Origin of the sequence: Rahnella perminowiae, assembly GCF_019049695.1 — a bacterium.
Taxonomy (GTDB): Bacteria; Pseudomonadota; Gammaproteobacteria; order Enterobacterales; family Enterobacteriaceae; genus Rahnella; species Rahnella perminowiae.
In genome coordinates this window covers 386,686-407,085 of the sequence record NZ_JAFMOT010000187.1, presented here as the reverse complement: position 1 = coordinate 407,085, position 20,400 = coordinate 386,686, and the positions used below count along the sequence as shown (strand labels likewise).

At 50.9% G+C, this 20,400-nt stretch carries 18 protein-coding genes and 1 pseudogene; 5 read left to right on the top strand and 14 right to left on the bottom strand.

Annotated elements, in window-relative coordinates:
- Positions 1–39 precede the first annotated feature (39 nt).
- From J1781_RS23435 to J1781_RS26270, 5 genes and pseudogenes are all read right to left on the bottom strand, one after another.
- Positions 40–224 (bottom strand): annotated as a pseudogene (locus tag J1781_RS23435) (transposase); the annotation flags it as partial.
- A gap of 120 nt (positions 225–344) precedes the next feature.
- Positions 345–674: a DUF1493 family protein gene (locus J1781_RS23430; RefSeq protein ID WP_235174096.1), complete on the bottom strand. Its 330-nt coding sequence runs from the start codon at positions 672–674 to the stop codon at positions 345–347.
- Positions 659–1,108 carry an STM2901 family protein gene (locus J1781_RS23425; RefSeq protein ID WP_217234268.1) on the bottom strand — a complete coding sequence of 150 codons (450 nt, stop codon included), beginning with the start codon at positions 1,106–1,108 and terminating at the stop codon, positions 659–661. The genes J1781_RS23430 and J1781_RS23425 overlap by 16 nt, the downstream gene beginning before the upstream one ends.
- A gap of 213 nt (positions 1,109–1,321) precedes the next feature.
- The gene (locus tag J1781_RS23420) at positions 1,322–1,543 is read right to left on the bottom strand and encodes a hypothetical protein (RefSeq protein ID WP_129951090.1); all 222 of its coding nucleotides are present in this window, start codon (positions 1,541–1,543) and stop codon (positions 1,322–1,324) included.
- A gap of 62 nt (positions 1,544–1,605) precedes the next feature.
- Positions 1,606–2,886, bottom strand: a complete 1,281-nt coding sequence (locus tag J1781_RS26270; protein WP_238483247.1) for a YadA C-terminal domain-containing protein — start codon at positions 2,884–2,886, stop codon at positions 1,606–1,608.
- Between the two features lie 331 nt (positions 2,887–3,217).
- Between J1781_RS26270 and J1781_RS23410 the strand changes: the two genes are divergently transcribed.
- A complete protein-coding gene (locus J1781_RS23410) occupies positions 3,218–3,544 on the top strand; it encodes a hypothetical protein (protein WP_129951091.1) in 327 nt (108 codons plus the stop codon).
- A 101-nt stretch (positions 3,545–3,645) separates the two neighbouring features.
- Here the strand turns inward: J1781_RS23410 and J1781_RS23405 are convergent, their stop codons facing one another.
- The gene (locus tag J1781_RS23405; RefSeq protein ID WP_129951092.1) at positions 3,646–3,951 is read right to left on the bottom strand and encodes an EthD family reductase; all 306 of its coding nucleotides are present in this window, start codon (positions 3,949–3,951) and stop codon (positions 3,646–3,648) included.
- Positions 3,952–4,105: 154 nt separating this feature from the next.
- Here J1781_RS23405 and J1781_RS23400 point away from each other — a divergent pair, with 154 nt between their 5' ends.
- Positions 4,106–5,485, top strand: coding sequence for a cation:proton antiporter (locus J1781_RS23400; protein WP_217234267.1), 1,380 nt, complete (start codon positions 4,106–4,108; stop codon positions 5,483–5,485).
- A 45-nt stretch (positions 5,486–5,530) separates the two neighbouring features.
- Here the strand turns inward: J1781_RS23400 and znuB are convergent, their stop codons facing one another.
- Together znuB and znuC are read right to left on the bottom strand one after the other, a co-directional pair.
- On the bottom strand, positions 5,531–6,316 hold the full coding sequence (znuB, locus tag J1781_RS23395) for a zinc ABC transporter permease subunit ZnuB (protein WP_129951094.1): 786 nt from the start codon (positions 6,314–6,316) through the stop codon (positions 5,531–5,533).
- Positions 6,313–7,071 (bottom strand): zinc ABC transporter ATP-binding protein ZnuC, encoded by a 759-nt coding sequence (znuC, locus tag J1781_RS23390; RefSeq protein ID WP_129951095.1) that lies wholly within the window; start codon positions 7,069–7,071, stop codon positions 6,313–6,315. The genes znuB and znuC overlap by 4 nt, the downstream gene beginning before the upstream one ends.
- 95 nt (positions 7,072–7,166) lie before the next feature.
- Here znuC and znuA point away from each other — a divergent pair, with 95 nt between their 5' ends.
- The 3 genes from znuA to lpxM all read left to right on the top strand — a co-directional run bounded on the left by znuA (position 7,167) and on the right by lpxM (position 10,528).
- Positions 7,167–8,099, top strand: a complete 933-nt coding sequence (gene znuA / locus J1781_RS23385; protein ID WP_129990818.1) for a zinc ABC transporter substrate-binding protein ZnuA — start codon at positions 7,167–7,169, stop codon at positions 8,097–8,099.
- A 20-nt stretch (positions 8,100–8,119) separates the two neighbouring features.
- Positions 8,120–9,454: a murein DD-endopeptidase MepM gene (mepM, locus tag J1781_RS23380; RefSeq protein WP_129951097.1), complete on the top strand. Its 1,335-nt coding sequence runs from the start codon at positions 8,120–8,122 to the stop codon at positions 9,452–9,454.
- Positions 9,455–9,547: 93 nt separating this feature from the next.
- The gene (gene lpxM, locus J1781_RS23375) at positions 9,548–10,528 is read left to right on the top strand and encodes a lauroyl-Kdo(2)-lipid IV(A) myristoyltransferase (protein WP_129990817.1); all 981 of its coding nucleotides are present in this window, start codon (positions 9,548–9,550) and stop codon (positions 10,526–10,528) included.
- 33 nt (positions 10,529–10,561) lie between these two features.
- Here lpxM and J1781_RS23370 read toward each other — a convergent pair whose 3' ends face one another.
- The 6 genes from J1781_RS23370 to J1781_RS23345 all read right to left on the bottom strand — a co-directional run bounded on the left by J1781_RS23370 (position 10,562) and on the right by J1781_RS23345 (position 20,349).
- On the bottom strand, positions 10,562–11,794 hold the full coding sequence (locus J1781_RS23370; RefSeq protein WP_217234266.1) for an MFS transporter: 1,233 nt from the start codon (positions 11,792–11,794) through the stop codon (positions 10,562–10,564).
- A gap of 84 nt (positions 11,795–11,878) precedes the next feature.
- Positions 11,879–14,263, bottom strand: coding sequence for a GNAT family N-acetyltransferase (locus tag J1781_RS23365; protein WP_217234265.1), 2,385 nt, complete (start codon positions 14,261–14,263; stop codon positions 11,879–11,881).
- 13 nt (positions 14,264–14,276) lie between these two features.
- On the bottom strand, positions 14,277–15,587 hold the full coding sequence (locus J1781_RS23360) for a lysine N(6)-hydroxylase/L-ornithine N(5)-oxygenase family protein (protein WP_129951101.1): 1,311 nt from the start codon (positions 15,585–15,587) through the stop codon (positions 14,277–14,279).
- A gap of 13 nt (positions 15,588–15,600) precedes the next feature.
- The gene (locus tag J1781_RS23355) at positions 15,601–17,169 is read right to left on the bottom strand and encodes a pyridoxal phosphate-dependent decarboxylase family protein (protein WP_238483603.1); all 1,569 of its coding nucleotides are present in this window, start codon (positions 17,167–17,169) and stop codon (positions 15,601–15,603) included.
- A gap of 635 nt (positions 17,170–17,804) precedes the next feature.
- Positions 17,805–19,247 (bottom strand): pyruvate kinase, encoded by a 1,443-nt coding sequence (gene pyk / locus J1781_RS23350; protein WP_129951103.1) that lies wholly within the window; start codon positions 19,245–19,247, stop codon positions 17,805–17,807.
- Between the two features lie 232 nt (positions 19,248–19,479).
- Complete coding sequence (locus J1781_RS23345; RefSeq protein WP_129951104.1) at positions 19,480–20,349, bottom strand: MurR/RpiR family transcriptional regulator; 870 nt, start codon at positions 20,347–20,349, stop codon at positions 19,480–19,482.
- Positions 20,350–20,400: the final 51 nt, after the last annotated feature.

Below are 20,400 nucleotides of genomic sequence, written 5' to 3'. Positions count from 1 at the left end.
CAGCCCCCTTTTACCTCATGGGGCATGGATGGGACATAACTGCTTAACCAGCTCTTTCATTCGTTTGATATCAGAGGACTCCATACCGCCGTATTGAGATTTGCACTTGTAATAGCTGGCTTCCGACACGCCGTTTTCGCGGCACACATCCTTAACATGCCGACCCCTTCAACTTCTTTTAGAACTCGCAGAATCTGAGTTTCAGTGAAACGCGCTTTCTTCATGATGAGCCTCCTTTGGTTGTATTTTAACCAGGTAACTCTATCAAGCGGTAAGACTAAATTCAGGGGGGACTACAGAATGACCGCCAGACAGCATAATGTGAAAAAGGGGGCATACGGCCCTTAATCGTAAAGCCATCTTCCGGCCTTAGCAGACTCAATAATCATCTCGACAGTAAGAGGTTTGTACACCTTGTTTTTGTACTGCCGTCGAAGCCGAAACCACCACCACGGCAATTCAGGCTCAAAATAATTATCGAGATTAAAGTTGTCATAGCTGATGCCATACCGAGTGAAGAGGTCAATCAGCATTTCCCCTAATTCGTCAGTCACTAAATTAAAGTGTTCCTGAAACGTCCAGTCTTTGCTGACAGGTTTCCTCCACTCACTGTATTTTTCCGTGATGTAATTGAGAATCTCATTTTCATCTACTTCCATCAGAAATACGTCCATGCAATGCGGTCCTGAGGGTAGGCGATAAGGTTGTATTTATCGCGTGTATCCTTTGCCACGATTGCAGAAATTATTACCGCCTGAGCGTAACCTAAATACGGAACCCAGCGACCAACAATAGTACCAATCTGGTTTGTGTTCCTTACCTGACCATAGGCGATTGTCGGGATTTTCAGGTTGTTTGAAAGCTTCGCATCCCTGAAGATTCTGCGTGACATTTTTGATGCAATGCTTGTCCTGTTACCCTTTGAACCTAAGACTTTGCGTTTGGGTATAAGTGGCGCTCCAGCAATGATGGTTGCCGCAGTTTCTATTTCTATTCCGGCGTGATGGGAGAAGGACTCCAGGAAGATTAACCAAAACAACTCTTCTTTAGTAACGTTGTCGTTGCCGTGGTAGAAGTATGTCCCGTTTAGCGTTTCAGTAGTGTCCATCTAATCGCTTCCATTCCAGGTTTAAGTTATCGAAATACTACCACCAAGAATAAGGGAAAGGAGGCTAAAAAGAAGTTTTCAGGGAGTAGATCAGCAGTGATCAAACAGGCCCGGATCTCTGATTTATCCTGGCACCGATATTGTGAGGAGATCAAAGACCCGGAGGTTTCAAAAAGTCCGTGAAACTAAAACAGGTGTGCTTACATACCCCTGTCAGGGGGCGCTTTCCCAACTGACCAATATGGAGACTTCATCCGGTTTGGCAATAAACTTACTGAGCGTGGCAGTGTGACCGTCTTTCATTATCACCGAGACGGCAACGCCCGTCACACCCTCGGTCAGAGGGGTTTCCTCGACGCGCTGTAACATTTTCAGGCAGACATATTGCTGCTCCGGCGGCAGGTGTTTGAATTTATCGCTATGGCGTTTTTTCATTTGTGACTGGCCTTGAAAGAGATGAAGAGGCTGAAACGGTCAGCCTCTTTTTAATCGTGCGATTACCAGCCAACGCTCATGCCTGCGCCATAACCCACGTTATTCTGTGAGTCGTCGGAGACTGACATTTTTACGATGGTGGCCCTGCCCGCGTGGAAGGAAGCACCGACTGACAGGGCATTCTCTGAATCATAACCGCCCACACCAGCACCCACCGCGAACTGCTGAGATTCCTGCACCTGCGGAATATTGGCCTGAGCCATGGCAGAGGCTGAACCGGCCGCCGCTTCTTTTTTGTTGTCATCAACCCGCGTTTTCAGATCAGAAAATCTTTTATTGGTGTAGTCATTTGCCTGAGCCAGTGTACGGGCATCGCCCGCAGCCCGGCTGTGGGATTCCGCTAAGACTTCGGCGTGAGCTCCTGCGGCTAATTGCTGGATTTGCTGATCGTAGTATATATGTTCGATCTGCTGTTCATGGGCAACTTTAGCCTGAGCGGCGGCGATCTGTTTTTTCGTTTCTGCCTGCGTTTTCTGTGTTGAGTCCTGAGCTGTCTGGGCGAGAGCAACCACATCCACATGTTGCATCGAAGTCCGCTGACGATTCGCTTCTGCCATTTCATCACCCTGGATAGCTTCGCTGTTGGCATTAACTTTAGACATGTCGGCATCTTTTCCGTCAGTACCTGCTAAGCCGGTGTCGCCCTTAGCGCCATCTTTGCCATCGATTCCATCTTTACCATCAAGGCCATCATGAGGGGCATTCGCCGCCGCATAACGCAAAGCAACCTGTTCAGCTTGTTTTTTTTGCATCTGTGTCTGAACGTCTACCGGTATACCTGTGGGATCATTTTTTATGGGGGTGAGTAATACCGGCGTTCCTGTTGGATCATTTTTGACAGGTGGTTGCGCAACCGAAATCGTGTGTTCCGCCGGAGTCAGGTTGGTCATGGGAAGAGTGGCTGTCTGTGTCATCGGCGTTTCCATTCTTGCCAGGGGATCAAAAACAGGCATCTGAACATTGCTTGAACCATTCCAGTAGGTGTTGTTTTTGAGATAGTCGGAAACCTGAATAAGGTCGTTTTTCCGCAAGATCTCATTCTGCTTATCTGAAGGAATTTCCGGATTATTGGCAAAGTAGGCTTTGGCAGCCTCCAGGTCATCCCCCGAAAGTTGTGCATGAACAGCCGGAATAACACTTGTTGAGAGCACCACACCAAGGCATATGCGCTGAACGGCTATGCGTAGTGCCCGGAAGTCCGCCGGAGCCTGAAGCCTGTGTTTCTTACCGGCTTTGCCAGCGGCGATGATCTGAATGTTGCATTCTGTAAACTGAGTGTTCATTTGTTTTTTCCGATCTTGAAATAAGTATCTATTAGCGACAAATAAGAGGTGTTATCAGGATGATGTTTTTGTCTCTTCAACAAAATCATACATACAATGAATGTGACTTGCTTCACACATCAACCGGTCATTTGACTTATGTCAAGAAACGTAAAGTTATTGCGCTACATGAGTTTGTTTCATCCAGAGCCATCTTTGGTGGCTAACAGACACGAGTTTTTGTTTCTGTAACTATCAAAAGGAGCGTTTTTAGTCGCCAGTAGCGACCAGATGAAATATCTATAAGATTCTTGTACAATATGCGCGGGTTTAAGAAATTGGGGATAAGTGAATGGCAGATAACGCAAAAGAATTCCTGGACTATGTCCGGAGGCTGGATATTGATCAGCCCGCGTTGTGTATTCTGCTCGGACTGCCACGCAGCACGTTAAATAAGTGGATCAATGGTACGGTGACACAGATCCCTCAGGTGGCGGTAACCGCAGTGAGAATGTTGTGGTTTATACGTAACAGTGATGAAGCCCTGTTTGAAAAGTGGGCGATGGTGCAGGACTTTGGTGTGACTGCCGATTATGCCGTCAATGACAAAGCCCAGGAGTTTTTACATACCATTAAGCGCGAACCGAGTGCGCCCATCAAAAAGTTGCTGACCCAATAATTGCGCTGACAGGACGTGGTGTGCGAGATAAAGAACGTGAAAAAAGGCGATTACCCAGAGAGGTTAATCGCCTTTTTTACGATCAGGGCTGGGTGGAAACGTCAGACCACAACGTCGAAAATCATCTTCACCGGTTCGATATTAGTGAAGTTCGCCACGTCGGCGACGAAATCTGCAGCATTACCTTGCATGCCTTTTTCGAAGTCTTCCATTGAGTTGCAATAAATATGGCAGGCGGCGATGAAGGGCGCCTCCGCCGGTGCATCTGCGGGTATTTTATCGATGGCGTAAGAATGGCAAAACTCCCCCATCCTGCGTTTGATCAAGGGTAAATGTACATCCCGATAATAATCATGATCAAAGGTTCCGTTTTCAATATTTGGATACAGCACACTGTATTTAATCATTTTATGTCTCGTCTTATTCCCGGATAAAAATCAATTTTAGCTTACCGGCTAATGATATGCCTCGCCATTTGTGCCCGATGTTATTTATCTGAAAAATCATTCATCTGCATACATGTACTATGCTTAATGAATTGATATTTAGCATGGGATAGACATGGGATTTTTAGGTTGGACAGCGGCGGTCGGAGGACTGCTATTGATTATGTCGCTCGCATCCGGGTGGATTTCCCGCGGTCCGGTGACAACGTTCGGTTTATATCTGGCTGCGGGGATCGTTTGTGGTCCCTGGGTTCTGAATTTATTGCATATCGATCTGGTGGCGTATTCCACGCTCACCGCTCATTTCACTGAAATCGCCATGGCGGCGTCATTATTTATTACCGGACTGAAACTCCGCTTGCCTTTTCGCGCACAAAGCTGGCGTGTTGGTGTGTTACTCGCTTTTCCTGCCATGTTACTCACCGTCCTGTGCGTCGCCGCTATTGCTCATTACATTACCGGTATTTCCTGGCCGCTGGCCCTTGCATTGGGTGCCATTATCGCGCCGACGGATCCGGTGCTGGCCAGCATGATTGCCGTGAATGATGCCAATGACGACGACGGGCTGCGGGTTGCGCTTTCCAGCGAGGCAGGGATGAACGATGGTTCGGCGCTGCCTGTGCTGATGCTGGCGCTGATGCTGTTCACGGCGCAGGACGGATTATCTTCACACGAATGGTGGCAATGGGCATGGCGCGATGTGGTCTGGGCGTTGCTCGGCGGGCTGGCAATTGGTTTTGCGATGGGGAAACTGGTCGGGCTCAGTGCGACGCGTTTTCACAGCCGTCAGCGTACGGTTGCACCGAGTGATTTTCTGGCGCTGTCGCTGATAGCGCTCAGCTATGCGGCTGCGCAATCTCTCGATGCTTCCGGTTTCCTTGCGGCATTTGCCGCCGGTGTCGGGCTTCGCAGCGCGGAAGTACGCGTCGTCTCCCTGCATCCGCCGGAAGATCTGAGTGAGGGGTCGCGTCCGCCACCCGCTGAAGTCATGGTCAATCCTCACCAGCGTCACTCGATGCAAGCGGAAATGCCACGCAATTCGATCGGACTGATGGTGGGTGATGCACTGTCGTTCGGCGATACCATTGAGCGGATTTTTGCTGCGGGAATTGTCATGGTGCTTGGAATCACGCTGGCAGAACACTGGGAACCGACGGGACTGCTGATCGCCGCGCTGCTGTTTATTGTCATCCGTCCTCTGGCTGTTTATATCACCACAATCGGCGTACATGTGCCGAAGGGGAGACGGCTGATGCTCGGCTGGTTTGGTATTCGCGGTATCGGCAGTATGAATTATATCGCTTATGCCTGGACGCACGGACTGCATGGTGCGGACGCCAACTATATGACTAACATTGCGTTCACGGTGATTGTCGCCAGCGTGGTTATCCACGGCATAACGGTATCACCGGTGTTGCACTGGCGGCAGGCGAGGCAGGAGGCGGCGCAGGAAGAACGGGAAGCACGGGAAAAAAGGCAGCAGGAAGATGCATAAAAAAACGGACGCTCAGGGCGTCCGTTTTTGTCTCAGGCGTTGCGGTCAGGCAATCTGTTTTTTACTGAGGCTGAACATAAATAACACCGCGGCACACAGCACGACAGAAGGGCCGGCAGGTGTATCATAGAATGCCGAGAACGTCAGGCCGCCGGTCACGGCAACAATGCCCGTTATCACCGCCACATACGCCATTTGTTCCGGCGTTTTAGCGAAGCGCCGCGCGGTCGCGGCGGGAATAATCAGCAATGAGGTGATGATCAGCGCACCGACGAATTTCATCGCCAGACCGATGGTCAGCGCCGTTACCAGCATCAGGATGATGCGCGAACGTTGCAGGTTTACGCCATCGACATGCGCCAGTTCCGGACTGATGGTCATGGAAAGCAGCGCCCGCCATTGCCAGCACAGCACTGCAATCACCACCGTTACGCCAACGCCAATCATCCAGATGTCGCTGTATGTCACCGACAACAAATCACCGAACAAATATGCCATCAGATCCACACGCACGCCGGACATCAGGCTGACGACCACCAGCCCGAGTGACAGTGCGCTGTGCGCCATAATCCCGAGCAGGGTATCGACAGCCAGGTGCGGTTTACGTTCGAGCAATACCAGCAATACGGCCAGCAATAAAGTGACGGCGATAACGGTATAAAAAGGATTAATATTAAGCAGTAAACCAAAGGCTACGCCGAGGAGTGACGCATGAGCCAGCGTATCGCCGAAATAGGACATACGACGCCAGACGACGAACGAGCCCAGCGGGCCGGCGGCAATTGCCAGCAAAACGCCTGCCAGCCAGCCAGGTAATAACAGCGCGATCATGCGTCACGACCTCCGGTGTTGCGCAAAATTATCTTTCCCTTTAAATCATGACGATGGTTATGGTTATGTCGGTAAATAGCCAGCTGTTCTGCGCCACGATTACCGAACATCGCAATAAATTCAGGGTGCGCAGAGACCACTTCCGGCGAGCCGGAACAGCAGATGTGCTGGTTCAGGCACAACACTTCATCCGTTTTCGCCATCACCAGATGCAAATCATGCGAAACCATCAGCACGGCGCAACCCAATTCACAGCGCAGGCTGTCGATCAGGTTGTACAGCGCCAGCTGTCCGTTGACGTCAACGCCCTGGGTCGGCTCATCGAGTACCAATAACTGCGGGCTGTTCATTAACGCACGCGCCAGCAGAACACGCTGGTTTTCGCCGCCGGAGAGTTTTTGCATCGGTTGATCCAGCAGATGCGCGGCCTGTACGCGTTTCAGGGCGGGCAAAATATCGCTTTTCTTCACACCGGGCTTCAGTCGCATAAAACGGCTGACGGTCAGCGGCATGGTAGGATCGAGATGAATTTTCTGCGGAACATAGCCGATACGTAAACCGGGTTCGCAGGTCATCTTGCCTTCTGTTGGCGCAATCAGGCCAAGCACAACGCGCACTAATGTGGACTTTCCCGCGCCATTCGGGCCGAGAAGGGTCAGAATTTTCCCCGGTTGCAGACTTAACGAGATGTTGGACAACACCCGTCGTGCACCGAAAGTCACTGAAATATTTTGGAGCGTAGCTAATGTGGACATGTCATAGGGTCTTGCAGAACAAATCGGATGTTATAATATTGCGTTTCGCTAAAAATAACCAGTTTTCCCCCAACCCGAAGATGAGTTCACTCAGCATGATACAGAAAAAAAGCGTTAAACGGATGTTTCTGGCCGCCGCAATATTAAGTTCAGGTGCGGTTTTCAGCACGCAGGCCGCTGTTCTGGCTTCCGTACGCCCGCTGGGTTTTATCGCATCCGCTATTGCCGACGGCGTCATGCCGACGCAAGTGTTGCTGCCGGACGGGGCGTCGCCTCATGATTTTGCATTACGCCCTTCCGATATTCAGCGTATGCGCAGCGCCGATCTGGTGGTATGGGTGGGGCCGGAAATGGAAGCGTTTATGACCAAGTCAGCAGCGCAACTGCCACCAATCCGTCAGGTCGCCATCGCGACGTTACCGGCAGTGAAACCATTGCTAATGAAAGGCAGTGATGACGATGAACATGACGAGGCTCATGAGCATGAGCATGAGGCGGATGAACACCGCCATGGCGAATATAATATGCACGTCTGGTTGTCACCGGAAATCGCCCGCGAAGCCGCCATTGAGATCCACAACAAGCTCGCAGAGCTGGTTCCGCAGAAAAAGCAACAATTAGATGTAAATTTGGCACGTTTTGAAGACGGGCTGACAAAAACTGACAAAAATATTGGTACTATGCTGCAGCCTGTGCAGGGTAAGGGATATTTTGTTTTTCACGACGCTTATGGCTACTTTGAAAAACACTTCGGCCTTTCGCCACGTGGTCACTTTACGATCAACCCCGAAATTCAACCTGGTGCACAGCGATTACATCTCATTCGAACACAGTTGGTTGAGCAAAAAGCGACCTGCGTTTTTGCTGAGCCACAATTCAGGCCAGCCGTCATAACGGCTGTTGCCCAGGGAACAAAAGTGCGTATGGGCACATTGGATCCCTTGGGGAGCAGCATTGCACTCGGTGCGGACAGCTACGTGAACTTTTTGTCACAGCTGGCGAACCAGTACCTGAGCTGCCTGAAGTAAGCTAAAAGGACAGAATTTAAGTGCAGCTGATAGCCCGATCTATCGCTCTGGCGTATAGCAACCTTCCGCGGCCCCATCGCATTATGCTGGGGTCACTTACCGTCGTCACACTGGCTGTGGCCGTATGGAAACCGTTAGCCTATCACCCGGACAATGACCTTTCCGATACCAAACCGCTGGTTAAAAATATCACCCTTGATAACCAGCAATTACGTTCACTGCTTCCTGAAGCCAGCGAGCCTATCGACCAGTCTCCCCCCGCCGATGATGACATTCCGCAAGATGATCTTGACGATAAAACAGTCAATGAAGCCGGCGTACATGAATATGTGGTTTCTACCGGCGATACGCTGAGTAGCATTCTGAATCAGTACGGCATTGATATGTCAGAAATCGCTGCACTTTCAGATGCCAACCGTGATTTACGTAATCTGAAAATCGGTCAGCAAATTTCGTGGACGCTCAATGATGCCGGTGATTTGCAACGCCTGACATGGGAAAAATCACGTCGCGAAACTTACACCTTTGACCGTTCGGGCAACACGTTTAAATCCTCTCTGGAAACCCTGAAAGGGGAATGGAAAGATTCAGTATTGAAAGGGACGCTGAACGGCAGTTTTGTCACCAGCGCCAAAGCCGCAGGGCTGAGCAGCGCTGAAGTCAGTGCTGTTATTAAAGCACTGCAGTGGCAACTTGATTTCCGTAAATTGAAGAAAGGCGACGACTTTGCGGTGCTGATGTCCCACGAAGTACTGGACGGTAAGAATGAGCAAAGTGAATTGCAGGCCGTGCATATGCGTACCGGCGGCAAAGACTATTACGCTGTCCGGGCTGAAGACGGCAAATTTTATGACCGCACCGGCAGCGGGCTGGCGAAGGGCTTTCTGCGTTTCCCGACCGGTAAACAATACCGCGTTTCTTCTAATTTCAACCCGCGTCGTCTGAACCCGGTGACCGGGCGCATAGCACCGCACCGTGGCGTCGATTTCGCCGTACCTGTCGGTACGCCGGTGCTGGCGGTGGGCGATGGTGAAGTGGTCGTTGCCAAGAATGGCGGCGCTGCGGGTAACTATGTTGCCATCCGTCACGGTCGTCAGTACATGACCCGTTATATGCATTTGCGTAAGCTGTTGGTGAAACCCGGTCAGAAAGTGAAACGGGGCGATCGCATCGCACTGTCCGGCAATACCGGCCGTTCAACCGGTCCGCATTTGCATTTTGAAATGTGGATTAACCAGCTGGCTGTGAATCCGCTGACGGCAAAACTGCCGAGAACGGAAGGGCTGACAGGTAAAGATCGCAGTACTTATCTGGCCACTGTTCGTGAGGTTGTTCCTCAACTGAAGCTTGACTGATCTCTTCGCGCTTAATTTTCCAAGGCAGTGATTTATTGCAAAATAAATCACTGCACTTATCATTAAGGCAGAATTTGTCATAAGAGCCTGAGCATGCAGCCAGAAAAAGAAAAACGATCGACTATTGAATTTATTCCGCAATTTCAGAAAGCCTTCTATCATCCGCGCTACTGGGGCGTCTGGCTGGGCGTCGGAGCGATGGCCGGAATGGCATATCTGCCGGCGAAGGTTCGCGACCCTATTTTAGGCAGCCTTGGCCGTCTGGCCGGAAAATTTGCGAAAGGCGCACGTCGTCGTGCGCAAATTAATCTGCTGTATTGTCTGCCCGAAACACCTGAAGCTGAACGTGAACATATCATCGATGAGATGTTTGCCACCGCTCCGCAATCTATGGTGATGATGGCTGAACTGGCCCTCCGTGATCCTAAAAAAATCATGCAGCGTGTTCACTGGCACGGCAAAGAAATTGTCGACCAGATGCATGCCGAAGGCAAAAATGTGATTTTTCTGGTGCCACACGGATGGGCTGTGGATATCCCGGCGATGCTGATGGCCGCTGACGGACAGCCGATGGCCGCTATGTTCCATAATCAGAAAAACCCGCTGACCGATTATCTGTGGAATACCGTTCGCCGTCGTTTTGGTGGTCGAATGCATGCGCGTAATGACGGCATCAAGCCGTTCATCAGTTCAGTGCGTCAGGGGTACTGGGGTTACTATCTGCCGGATCAGGATCACGGCGCTGAGCACAGTGAATTCGTCGATTTCTTTGCCACCTACAAGGCAACATTGCCTGCGGTCGGACGTCTGATGAAAGTGTGCCGTGCGTCGATCATCCCGCTGTTCCCTGTCTATAACGGCCACGAACAAAGGCTGGATATTTATGTGCGCCCGCCGATGGATGATCTGGCCACTGCCGATGACAATCGCATCGCACGGCGGATGAACGAGGAGGTGGAAGTGCTGGTCGGACCGAATCCGGAACAGTACACCTGGATCCTCAAGCTGCTTAAAACCCGAAAGCCGGGTGAACCTGAGCCTTATTCGCGCAAAGAACTTTATCCCAAAAAGTAACCATTAAAAATTTGAAAAGCTGAGGCTCACACCTCAGCTTTTTTGTATGTTTTTTTCAGGGATACGCCTGAGGAACGCGGCAATCAGCAATACGCCGGTCGCGCCGGAAATCATACCCGTCAGCATAAACATGCCGCTGCCGAGTACGAAATACAACTGCTTTGCCACTTCGATGCCCGCCGCAAATACCACAATTGTGATCAGCCCCAGCGTCGCCGCAACGGTGCCTTTGCCGGTCGGGCTGGAAAACAGTGTCAGACGGTAAAGCCCGGCACTTACCAGCCCTGAGCCCAGCGCATACAGGCTGAGCCCGCCAATTATCCAGCCCCAGGCGTGCACCATAAACAGCGCGGCACCGGCGCTGACCGCCAGACCGAGCACTATTGGGACAATGCCTATCCAGACGGGTGTGCGGATATTCACTTTCCCACTGATTTTGCTGAGTGTGATATTACCGATCATCAGCCCGGCGAATACCGGCACCTGTAACCATCCGTACTGTAGCGGCGTCATACCGGCATCCTGAATCAGTAATACCGGTGACTGCGCCACCCACGCCAGCAGCGGGAGGGTGATCAGCCCGATGGACAGCGACCCGAGAATCACGCCGGTATTGCTGAACACTTCGCGGTAATCGGTCAGTAAGCGGCGTATTGAAAATCTTTCCCCGCGTCCGGTGGCAGTTTCCGGCATGCTGCGCCACAGACCCCAGAATGAAAATGCAGAGACCAGCGAGAACAACACAAACATGGCTTTCCATGGCGCATAATGAATAAACGCCGCGCCAGCCAGCGGCCCGAGCAGGGGGGCTATCAGCGTGATGTTAGCCATCAGCGCCATCAGTTTAATGCTCATTGTTTCACTGAATGCTTCCTGAATGGCGGCATAACCCACTGCACCGATAAAGCACAGACTCATGCCCTGTAAAAAGCGCATCAGAATGAATTGTTCAATGTTTTGGGTAAAAACTGTCAGCAGGCACGTGGCGGTGAAGAAGGCCACGCCTGCCAGCAGGACAGGTCTGCGTCCGAGCCTGTCGGACAGCGGACCCAGCAGCCATTGCAGCAAAATACCGCCGCACAGATACGCGGTCAGTGAGGTGGAAACCCAGTCGGCACTGGCACTGAAATCACTGACCACCCGCAACATACCCGGCTGGATCATATCGTGGGCGATATAGGTGGCAAATTCGAATAACACCAGCGACAGCGGGAACAACCTCTGGCGAAAATTCAACCGCGAAGCGGGTTCGGAAACGGACGACATAACGTTAATACTCCAGGATTTCACATCGAAAAAGCGCGGCCTGTGAAAGCCGCGCTAAAATTCTGCAGATTAGAAAAAGGGGTTTCAGTAACGGTTGGCGTAGGCGGCAATCGGATTTTCCAGCGTGCCGGCGAACTTAAGATTCTGCGCCGGATCTGAAAGATTGATCATTTGCTGATTATTCGCCAGTTGCAGGCGGTTCAGACACGAGTGCGTAAACTCGGCGCCGAACATGTCATACCGGGCAAATTTCCCGGCCAGTTCCGGATACTGAGTCTGATAATCGCGGACCACTTCTGCCACCACCTGCCAGAACTGTCCGGCAGGATAATCGCCATGCTCTTCCAGAATGCGGGCAATAAACCGGAATACGCCGGCAAAGACGTCAGTGAAAATCGACAAAATTTTCAGATCATCCGGCACATCTACCGCCAGACGTTTGGCTTTTTCAGGCAGACAGGCATCCGGGTTCATCACCGCAATTTCCTCGGCGATATCCTTCATGAAGGCATTGACCGGGATATTGTTTTCGAAACGCAGAATCAGGTTTTCGCCATGCGGCATGAACACCAGATCGTACTGATAGAAACAGTGCAGCAGCGGGCTGAGATAGGCGTGCATGTAACGTTTAAGCCAGTCTCCGGTGGCCAGACCGGATGATTTGATCATCTCGACAATCAGCGCATCGCCATGTTTGTCGGTATGCAGCAGGGCAGCCATGGTCATCAGGCGCTGGTTGGGTTGCAACAGGGCGACCGGATTTTCACGCCACAGCGCCGCAAACATTTTCTTGTATGCGCTGTCACCTTTTATGGCGTCTTCGAAATAGTGATTGTGATAACCGAGCGACGCCACTTCCTGCAAAATGCTGAAACCGGTGGATTGCAGATACGAATCGTTTTCCACCAGATCCGCCAGCCATTCATTGATGCCCGGCGTCGTCGCCATATAGTACGGCGAAAGCCCGCGCATAAAGCCCATATTCAGGATCGACAACGCTGTTTTAACGTAACGCCCTTGCGGACGGCTGGTATTGTAGAAGGTGCGGATTGACTGCTGCGCCAGATAGTTATCCTCACCTTCACCAAGATAAATCAGAAACTGACGGGCAATATCCGGTGCGAAAACGGTCAGTAATTTGTTCTGCCACTGCCACGGATGCACCGGCATGAAATAGTAATTTTTCGGATCGACACCTTTATCAATCAGCTTCTGCGTGAAAGCACAAATCTGCGCTTCGCCCAACTCTTCTGCGATCAGCTTTTCATAGGGCAAACCTTCGACACTGGCGAAATGTGCTTTGTCATGATGAACCGCAACCCAGACCAGTTGCAGTGGGCTGGCCGCTTCCGGTGCATAGCGAACATAATCACCGGCATCAAAACCGATACGGCCATTGTTAGCGATAAAGCCTGGATGGCCTTCAGTCATGCTGGTTTCGACAGTCTGGAAATCGGCTTCTGACAGTTGCTTTGCTGTCGTGTGATTATTCGCCAGTTTATAAGCGCTGCTGTAAAGCGTGCTGCTGATTTCTTCCAGATAAGTCGGCAGCATGGCTTGTGAGATACCAATATGTTCTGCGAATTCAATGATAAATTTAACGGCATCCAGGGGTTGCACGGTAAAATTATCCAGACGCTTAATGCTCTTGAGATCAATCATCCAGTCATTGAGTGGCAGCAAGCGTGCCCGGAAATGGTATTCAATTTCCGAGGCGGGAACCGTCAGCTGATAATCCGTCCAGGTGCCGGTTGTTTTTAATGCCTGAGGTGTGAGCAGACGTTCATGGGTTAGCTCGGACAGGCATTTACGCAGCAGCAGGGCATTCGCTTTCGCCCAGATTTCAGGTTGCAGGTGCTGCCCGGTTTGCAGATTAGCAGGGGTCATGGTGTGTTTTTCCTTCTGGCTGGCCTGAAAAAAATCTTCGCGCTGGCAAAATGCCAGCCATGCAGTTTTGTGTGTCAGTTGGATTTGTTTCTGATAGCGGAAACCGGCGCGTTTATTCAGCTTATGAATTTTTTCATTGCGAACATCCGGCTCGACTACCACGCGCCGGACATCGGGCTGGCTGAACAGGTACTCCATCACCGCTGAAAACACCTGCCAGCTGAAGCCAGTCACCGGTTTTTCAGCCGGTGACAGCAGAATATGCATGCCCATATCACCGGGTTGTACAGCGTAATGCTCATGCAACGGGTCATCCTCAACCGGATAGCATTCGATGAGAAATTGCGGCTGTCCGTCGATTTCGCCCATCAGCGCTGCCAGCGGTTTATCCTGAGTCAGGTCGCGATAGAAATTGCTGACTTCTGCAATGGTGCTGTTTTGCATCCCCCAGAAATGCGCGTAGGGCTGCGTCATCCAGCCATGTAAAACGGCGGCGTCTTTTTCCGGAGACAGCGGGCGTAAAGACAGTTTCCCTGCATCGCGCAGGCAGGAGAATACGGCGGTAGAAATGGCATCAGACATGAGTAAATCTCCGTTAGTTTGCGTCAGGGCTGCGGGTGCCAAAGGTCTGGAAAGCAATGGTTTTTTCCACCGGATACACTTCATGGCCGAGCATTTCGCGGATAATAGTGCTGTTGCGGTAGCACGCCATGCCCAGATCCGGTGTGACGAAACCGTGCGTATGAAGCTCGGCGTTTTGTACGAAAATCTGGTTGTGCGCATCGATGCTGTAATTGCGGTTGACGGCGTAACGACCGGCTTCATCCCACTGAATGCGGTTATAAATGCCCTCCACAAACTGCGGTGGCTGATAGCCGTACCCGGTCGCGAGGATCACTGATTCCGTGCGGTGCCGGTATTGCTGTTGCTGTTCGTGGTGGAACAAGGTCATTTCAAGTTCGCCGCTGCGGCTGCGGGTCAGCGCTGTCAGTTCCGAATGTGTGTACAAATCGACACTCAGCGGGCCGTCGAGGCGTTTGACGTACATCAGGTCATAAATATCGTTGATCAGACTGATGTTAATGCCCTTATACAGACATTTTTGTTCCCGATTGAGCTGATCGCGCTTGCTTACCGGCAGCGCGTGGAAATAGTCGATATATTCCGGTGAGGTCATTTCCAGCGTCAGTTTGCTGTATTCCAGCGGGTAGAAACGCGGTGCACGGGTTACCCACGTCAGATGATAATTGTGCGTGTCGATGTCGGAGAGCAGGTCATAGTAAATTTCTGCGGCGCTCTGGCCACTGCCGACTACGGTGATGGATTTTGAATTTTGTACCTGCTGTTTATTCGGTAAATAGGCCGAGGAGTGATGCACGTTTCTACCGGCATCCCGCGCACAGGCAGGCATCCACGCTGACGGCCCTGTGCCGAGAACCAGCCTTCGGGTACGGTAAATCTGTTTTTCGCCGCTTTTCGTCGAGCGCGCCTCTATCCGATAGCATTCCTGTGCCGCATCCCAGGTAACGCCCTCCACGCGCGTGGAGAATTGCAGGCTGGTCAGCTGGCTGCATGCCCACTGACAATACTGATTGAACTCTTTACGCATCATGAAGAAATCTTCACGGATGTAGAATGAGTAGAGTTTTCCCTTTAATTTAAGATAATTAAGAAAACTGTAAGGGCTGGTCGGATCGGCAAGCGTCACCAGATCGGCCATAAACGGGGTCTGTAAATGTGCGCTTTCCAGCATCATGCCGGTGTGCCAGTCGAAACTGTCATTCTGGTCTAAAAACAGGCCGTTCAGCGCTTTCAGTGGTTCAGTCAGACAGGCCAGCCCGAGGTTAAACGGACCGATTCCTACGGCGATAAAATCATACATAGGGTCGTTTGGGTGGGTATTCATGGTGTGGCTCCTTTTACCGGTTTTTCGCGGCGCTCAGCGCACTGGCAGTGAGTTCTTTGCCGTAATGAGTAATCAGGCTAAGCACATCGGCAACGTCTTCCGTGGTGGTGGCTGGGTTGAGTAAGGTAAATTTCAGATACTGGCGCTGATGTACTTTGGTTCCGGCGATAACGGCGCTGCCGTCGCGGAAAATGGCCTTACGGATCCCGGCGTTGATGTCGTCAATCTGTTCATGCGTCATGGATAAACGCGGTACGAACCGAAACACCAGCGTGCTCAGCTCCGGCTTATGCAGCACTTCAATATTCAGATTCTCTTCCATCATCTGATGCGTTTGTGTCGCGCGGGCCAGCAGCACATCAAAGGATTCTCCTAATGCCTGCTGACCCATAATGCGCAACGTCAGCCACATTTTGAGGGCATCAAAACGTTTGGTGGTCTGGATACTTTTGTTCACCAGATTCGGCGTGCCTTCCAGTTTCGCACTCAGCGGATTCAGATATTCGGCGTGATGTGTCACGTGCTCCAGATGACGGTGGTCATTAACCAGAAACGCGCTGCAGCTTACCGGCTGGAAGAAGGATTTGTGGTAATCCACGGTGACGGAATCGGCCAGATGGATGCCGTCAATCCGCTGACGATGCTGTGGCGAAACCAGCAAACCACAGCCGTATGCGGCATCTGCATGCATCCAGATTTTTTCCTGGCGGCAGATTTCAGCGATCTCATTCAGCGGGTCGATACTGCCAAAGTCAGTCGTACCGGCGGTTGCCACGACCGCAATCGGGATCAACCCTTCAGCGTGGCAGCGCTCAATTTCCTGACGGAGTGCGGCAATATCCATGCGAAAAGCGCTGTCGCAGGCGACCGGAACCACGGCGTCATAACCCAGGCCGAGCAGGGCAGCGGATTTCTGAATACTGAAGTGGCTGACCTGTGAACTGAAAATACGCCAGCGGTTGGCTTCCGGCGGCAGACCCTGATATTTGATGCTGTGCTGCGGTCGGGTGCGTTTGCAATGGCTGTCGCGCGCCAGCAGCATGGCCATCAGGTTGGACTGGGTCCCGCCGCTGGTGAAAATACCGTCTGACTGTGCGCCAAAACCGATACGGGCGAGTGTCCAGTCAATGACTTTTTGCTCGATGAGCGTGCCGCCTGCGCTCTGATCCCAGGTATCCACCGAGGAGTTGATGGCACTGATAAACAGCTCCGCCAGTTGGGAAGGTAAGACGGTCGGACAGTTGAGATGCGCCAGGTATTTCGGATGATGGAAATAGACCGCGTGCTGAAGATATAAATCATCCAGTTCTTCCAGCGCCAGCCGCGTTCCGTCCAGAGGTTTAGTCAGGTCAATATGGCGAAATTGCTCGGCTAATTCAGCCGGAGAAACACCGGAAAAGGGTTTCTCAGTATGGTTAATATGGGATTTAATTAATTCAACGCCTTGTTCAATCTGCGCCTGCCAGTCAGGGGTATTGTGGTGGTTAAAAATATAACCCTTATTTTTGCTTATATTTGCCTGGGCTGGGGTGAGATTTTGGCTACCGGATTGCATTAATTCCCAGTTATTTATCTGGCTCATTCTGTATCCTTTGGGTTAGTCCTTTTCATCCTCAGCAGGCGTGGGGCGGCCGCCCGGATAAAGTCAGGATTTAGCAGTGAACGTAAGCATTAGCAGGCAGGGCTGATGGCCATGCCTGTAAAGTGTATGGTTAAATATTTTATCTTATGGAAAATAATAAGTGTTATGTCTTGTTTGATTTCCTTAGTACGGATTTATGCAATGTTTTAACGATTGAGAATCATTATAAATGCAAATCATTATCATTCAACAACGAGAGTAAACATTTGCGCATAACAGAACTTTTTGATTGTTTAATGTGATGTTCGTCACATAAATAAGCGGTTGAATATTAAGCTCTTAATATTCCTATGGGAAGAATCTGTATTTTTTATACATTATTTTGTCTAAGTGGGGCGTATTTTACTATCAAAAGTTATATTTAGACGCAGTATTTGTAAGTGTAATAACTTTTACCGACGGAACGTTTGCACGCCGCACCTGATTATTTCAAAACAAGGGCAACAATAATATTCGCATTAAGCGTTTGGGCGGATATGCAAAAAGGGGAGTAAATTTTCGGGCAGGGGAGTAAATAAATAAGAAGGCCGATCATCATGATCGGCCCTATATTTATATCTTATTACATTTTGCCATTATTCTACACGCAGTATACGGCTGGTATTGGTGGTGCCGATGGTACTCATGACATCACCCTGGGTGATGATCACCAGATCGCCGGACAAAAGATAACCTTTATCACGCAGTAAATTCACGGCATCTTGTGCACCCGCTACCCCGTCATTTACGCTGTCGAAGAAGACAGGGGTGACGCCACGGTAAATCGCGGTCAGGTTCAGGGTGTGTTCGTGACGTGACATGGCAAAGATCGGCAGACCGGAGCTGATACGGGACAACATCAGCGCAGTACGACCCGATTCAGTCATGGAAATGATGGCTGTCACGCCTTTCAGATGGTTTGCTGCGTACATGGCAGACATCGCAATGGCTTCTTCGATATTATCGAATTCCACGTCCAGGCGGTGCTTGGAGACGTTAATGCTGGGGATTTTTTCTGCACCCAGACAAACGCGTGCCATGGCCGCCACGGTTTCAGCCGGATACTGACCCGCTGCCGTTTCCGCTGACAGCATCACCGCATCGGTGCCATCGAGCACGGCGTTCGCCACGTCCATCACTTCTGCGCGGGTTGGCATCGGGTTGGTGATCATTGATTCCATCATCTGGGTCGCCGTGATCACCGCGCGGTTTAACTGACGTGCACGACGGATCAGTTTTTTCTGGATGCCGACCAGCTCAGGGTCACCGATCTCGACACCCAGGTCTCCACGGGCCACCATGACAACGTCGGAAGCCAGAATGATGTCATCCATTGCTTCATCTGTCGCTACCGCTTCAGCACGTTCAACTTTAGAAACAATCTGCGCATTACAGCCTGCATCGCGGGCCAGACGGCGCGCATAGTTAAGATCTTCGCCAGTGCGTGGGAATGAAACTGCCAGATAATCTACGTCCATTTTGGCCGCAGTAATAATGTCTGCTTTATCTTTCTCAGTCAGGGCTTCGGCAGAAAGGCCACCGCCCAGCTTGTTGATGCCTTTATTATTAGAGAGCGGGCCGCCCACGGTAACTTCGGTGAACACTTTCATGCCCTGAACTTCCAGTACTTTCAGCTGCACACGGCCGTCATCAAGTAACAGAATGTCACCGGGTACCACATCGGCCGGCAGACCTTTATAATCGATACCTACTTTTTCTTTATCGCCTTCACCTTTACTCATATTGGCATCAAGCAGGAATTTGTCGCCGATATTGAGGAAAACTTTACCTTCCTTAAAGGTTGATACGCGGATTTTTGGGCCTTGCAGATCGCCAAGGATCGCGACGTGGCGGCCGAGACGCGCGGCTATTTCACGGACTTTGTTAGCGCGGAGGATGTGATCTTCAGGGGTTCCGTGGGAGAAATTCATACGCACAACATTTGCACCAGCAGCAATGATCTTCTCAAGATTATTGTCGCGGTCAGTTGCAGGGCCGAGTGTGGTAACGATCTTCGTTCTTCTGAGCCTTCTGGACATGCCTAACTCCGTTAACTGATGAAAAATGGTAATGCAAAAAACAGCGAGCCCACATTAGGTTTAGGTGTAATTGTAATACAAAAGGGTTTCACCTGTGTGACCCGCTGACCTCATGTCTGACATTTACCCTGCGCACTTTGCGCGTAGATTTCCCGCCAGACTCCCTATTAAATCAATGGTGCTGTGTTCATATGTTCTGTGAATGATTTGATGTGCCGACCCGTGGGCGAGCTTATTCTGACAGGTTAGGGACGACTATCCCCTTATCAAAGCGCGATTCTTTCAACGCTTCTTTGACCCGCTTCAGGTTATCTCTGAATTTTGTCCCACGGCGCAACGTAAACCCGGTAGCCAGCACATCAATCAACGTCAGTTGTGCGATACGCGAAACCATCGGCATATAAACGTCGGTATCTTCCGGAACATCCAGTAACAGAGCCAGCGTTGCCTCATGCGCCAGTGGCGTATTAAAGGAGGTGATGGCAATGACCGTGGCGTCATTTTCGCGGGCAAGTTGCGCCAGCTCGACCAGATTTTTAGTGCGGCCCGTGTGGGAAATCAACACCACCACATCGCCTTCGCTGGAATTCATGCAACTCATGCGCTGCATAACAATGTCATCGAAATACACCACGGGAATGTTAAACCGGAAGAATTTGTTCATGGCATCATGCGCCACGGCGGCTGATGCACCCAGTCCGAAGAAGGAAATCTTTTTTGCCTGGGTGAGTAAATCGACCGCGCGGTTGATAGCTGTAATATCGAGGGTGTTTTTCACCTGATCGAGGCTGGCCATGGCTGATTCGAAAATTTTACTGGTGTAAGCGCTGACGCTGTCGCTTTCATCCACGTTACGGTTCACATAAGGTGTACCGTTTGCCAGACTTTGTGCCAGATGTAATTTAAAATCTGGAAACCCTTTTGTGTCGAGGCGACGGCAAAAACGGTTTACAGTAGGTTCACTGACGTCCGCCATGCGGGCGAGAGTGGCAATACTGGAGTGAATGGCAATGTGCGGAGATGCCAGAATAACTTCGGCGACTTTGCGTTCTGACTTACTCAGAATGTCAAGGTGGGTCTGGATTTTTTCCAATGTATTCATAAGCATGACACTCATAGGTTTCAACGATTTCTTTGAAAAGAGGAAATCGTA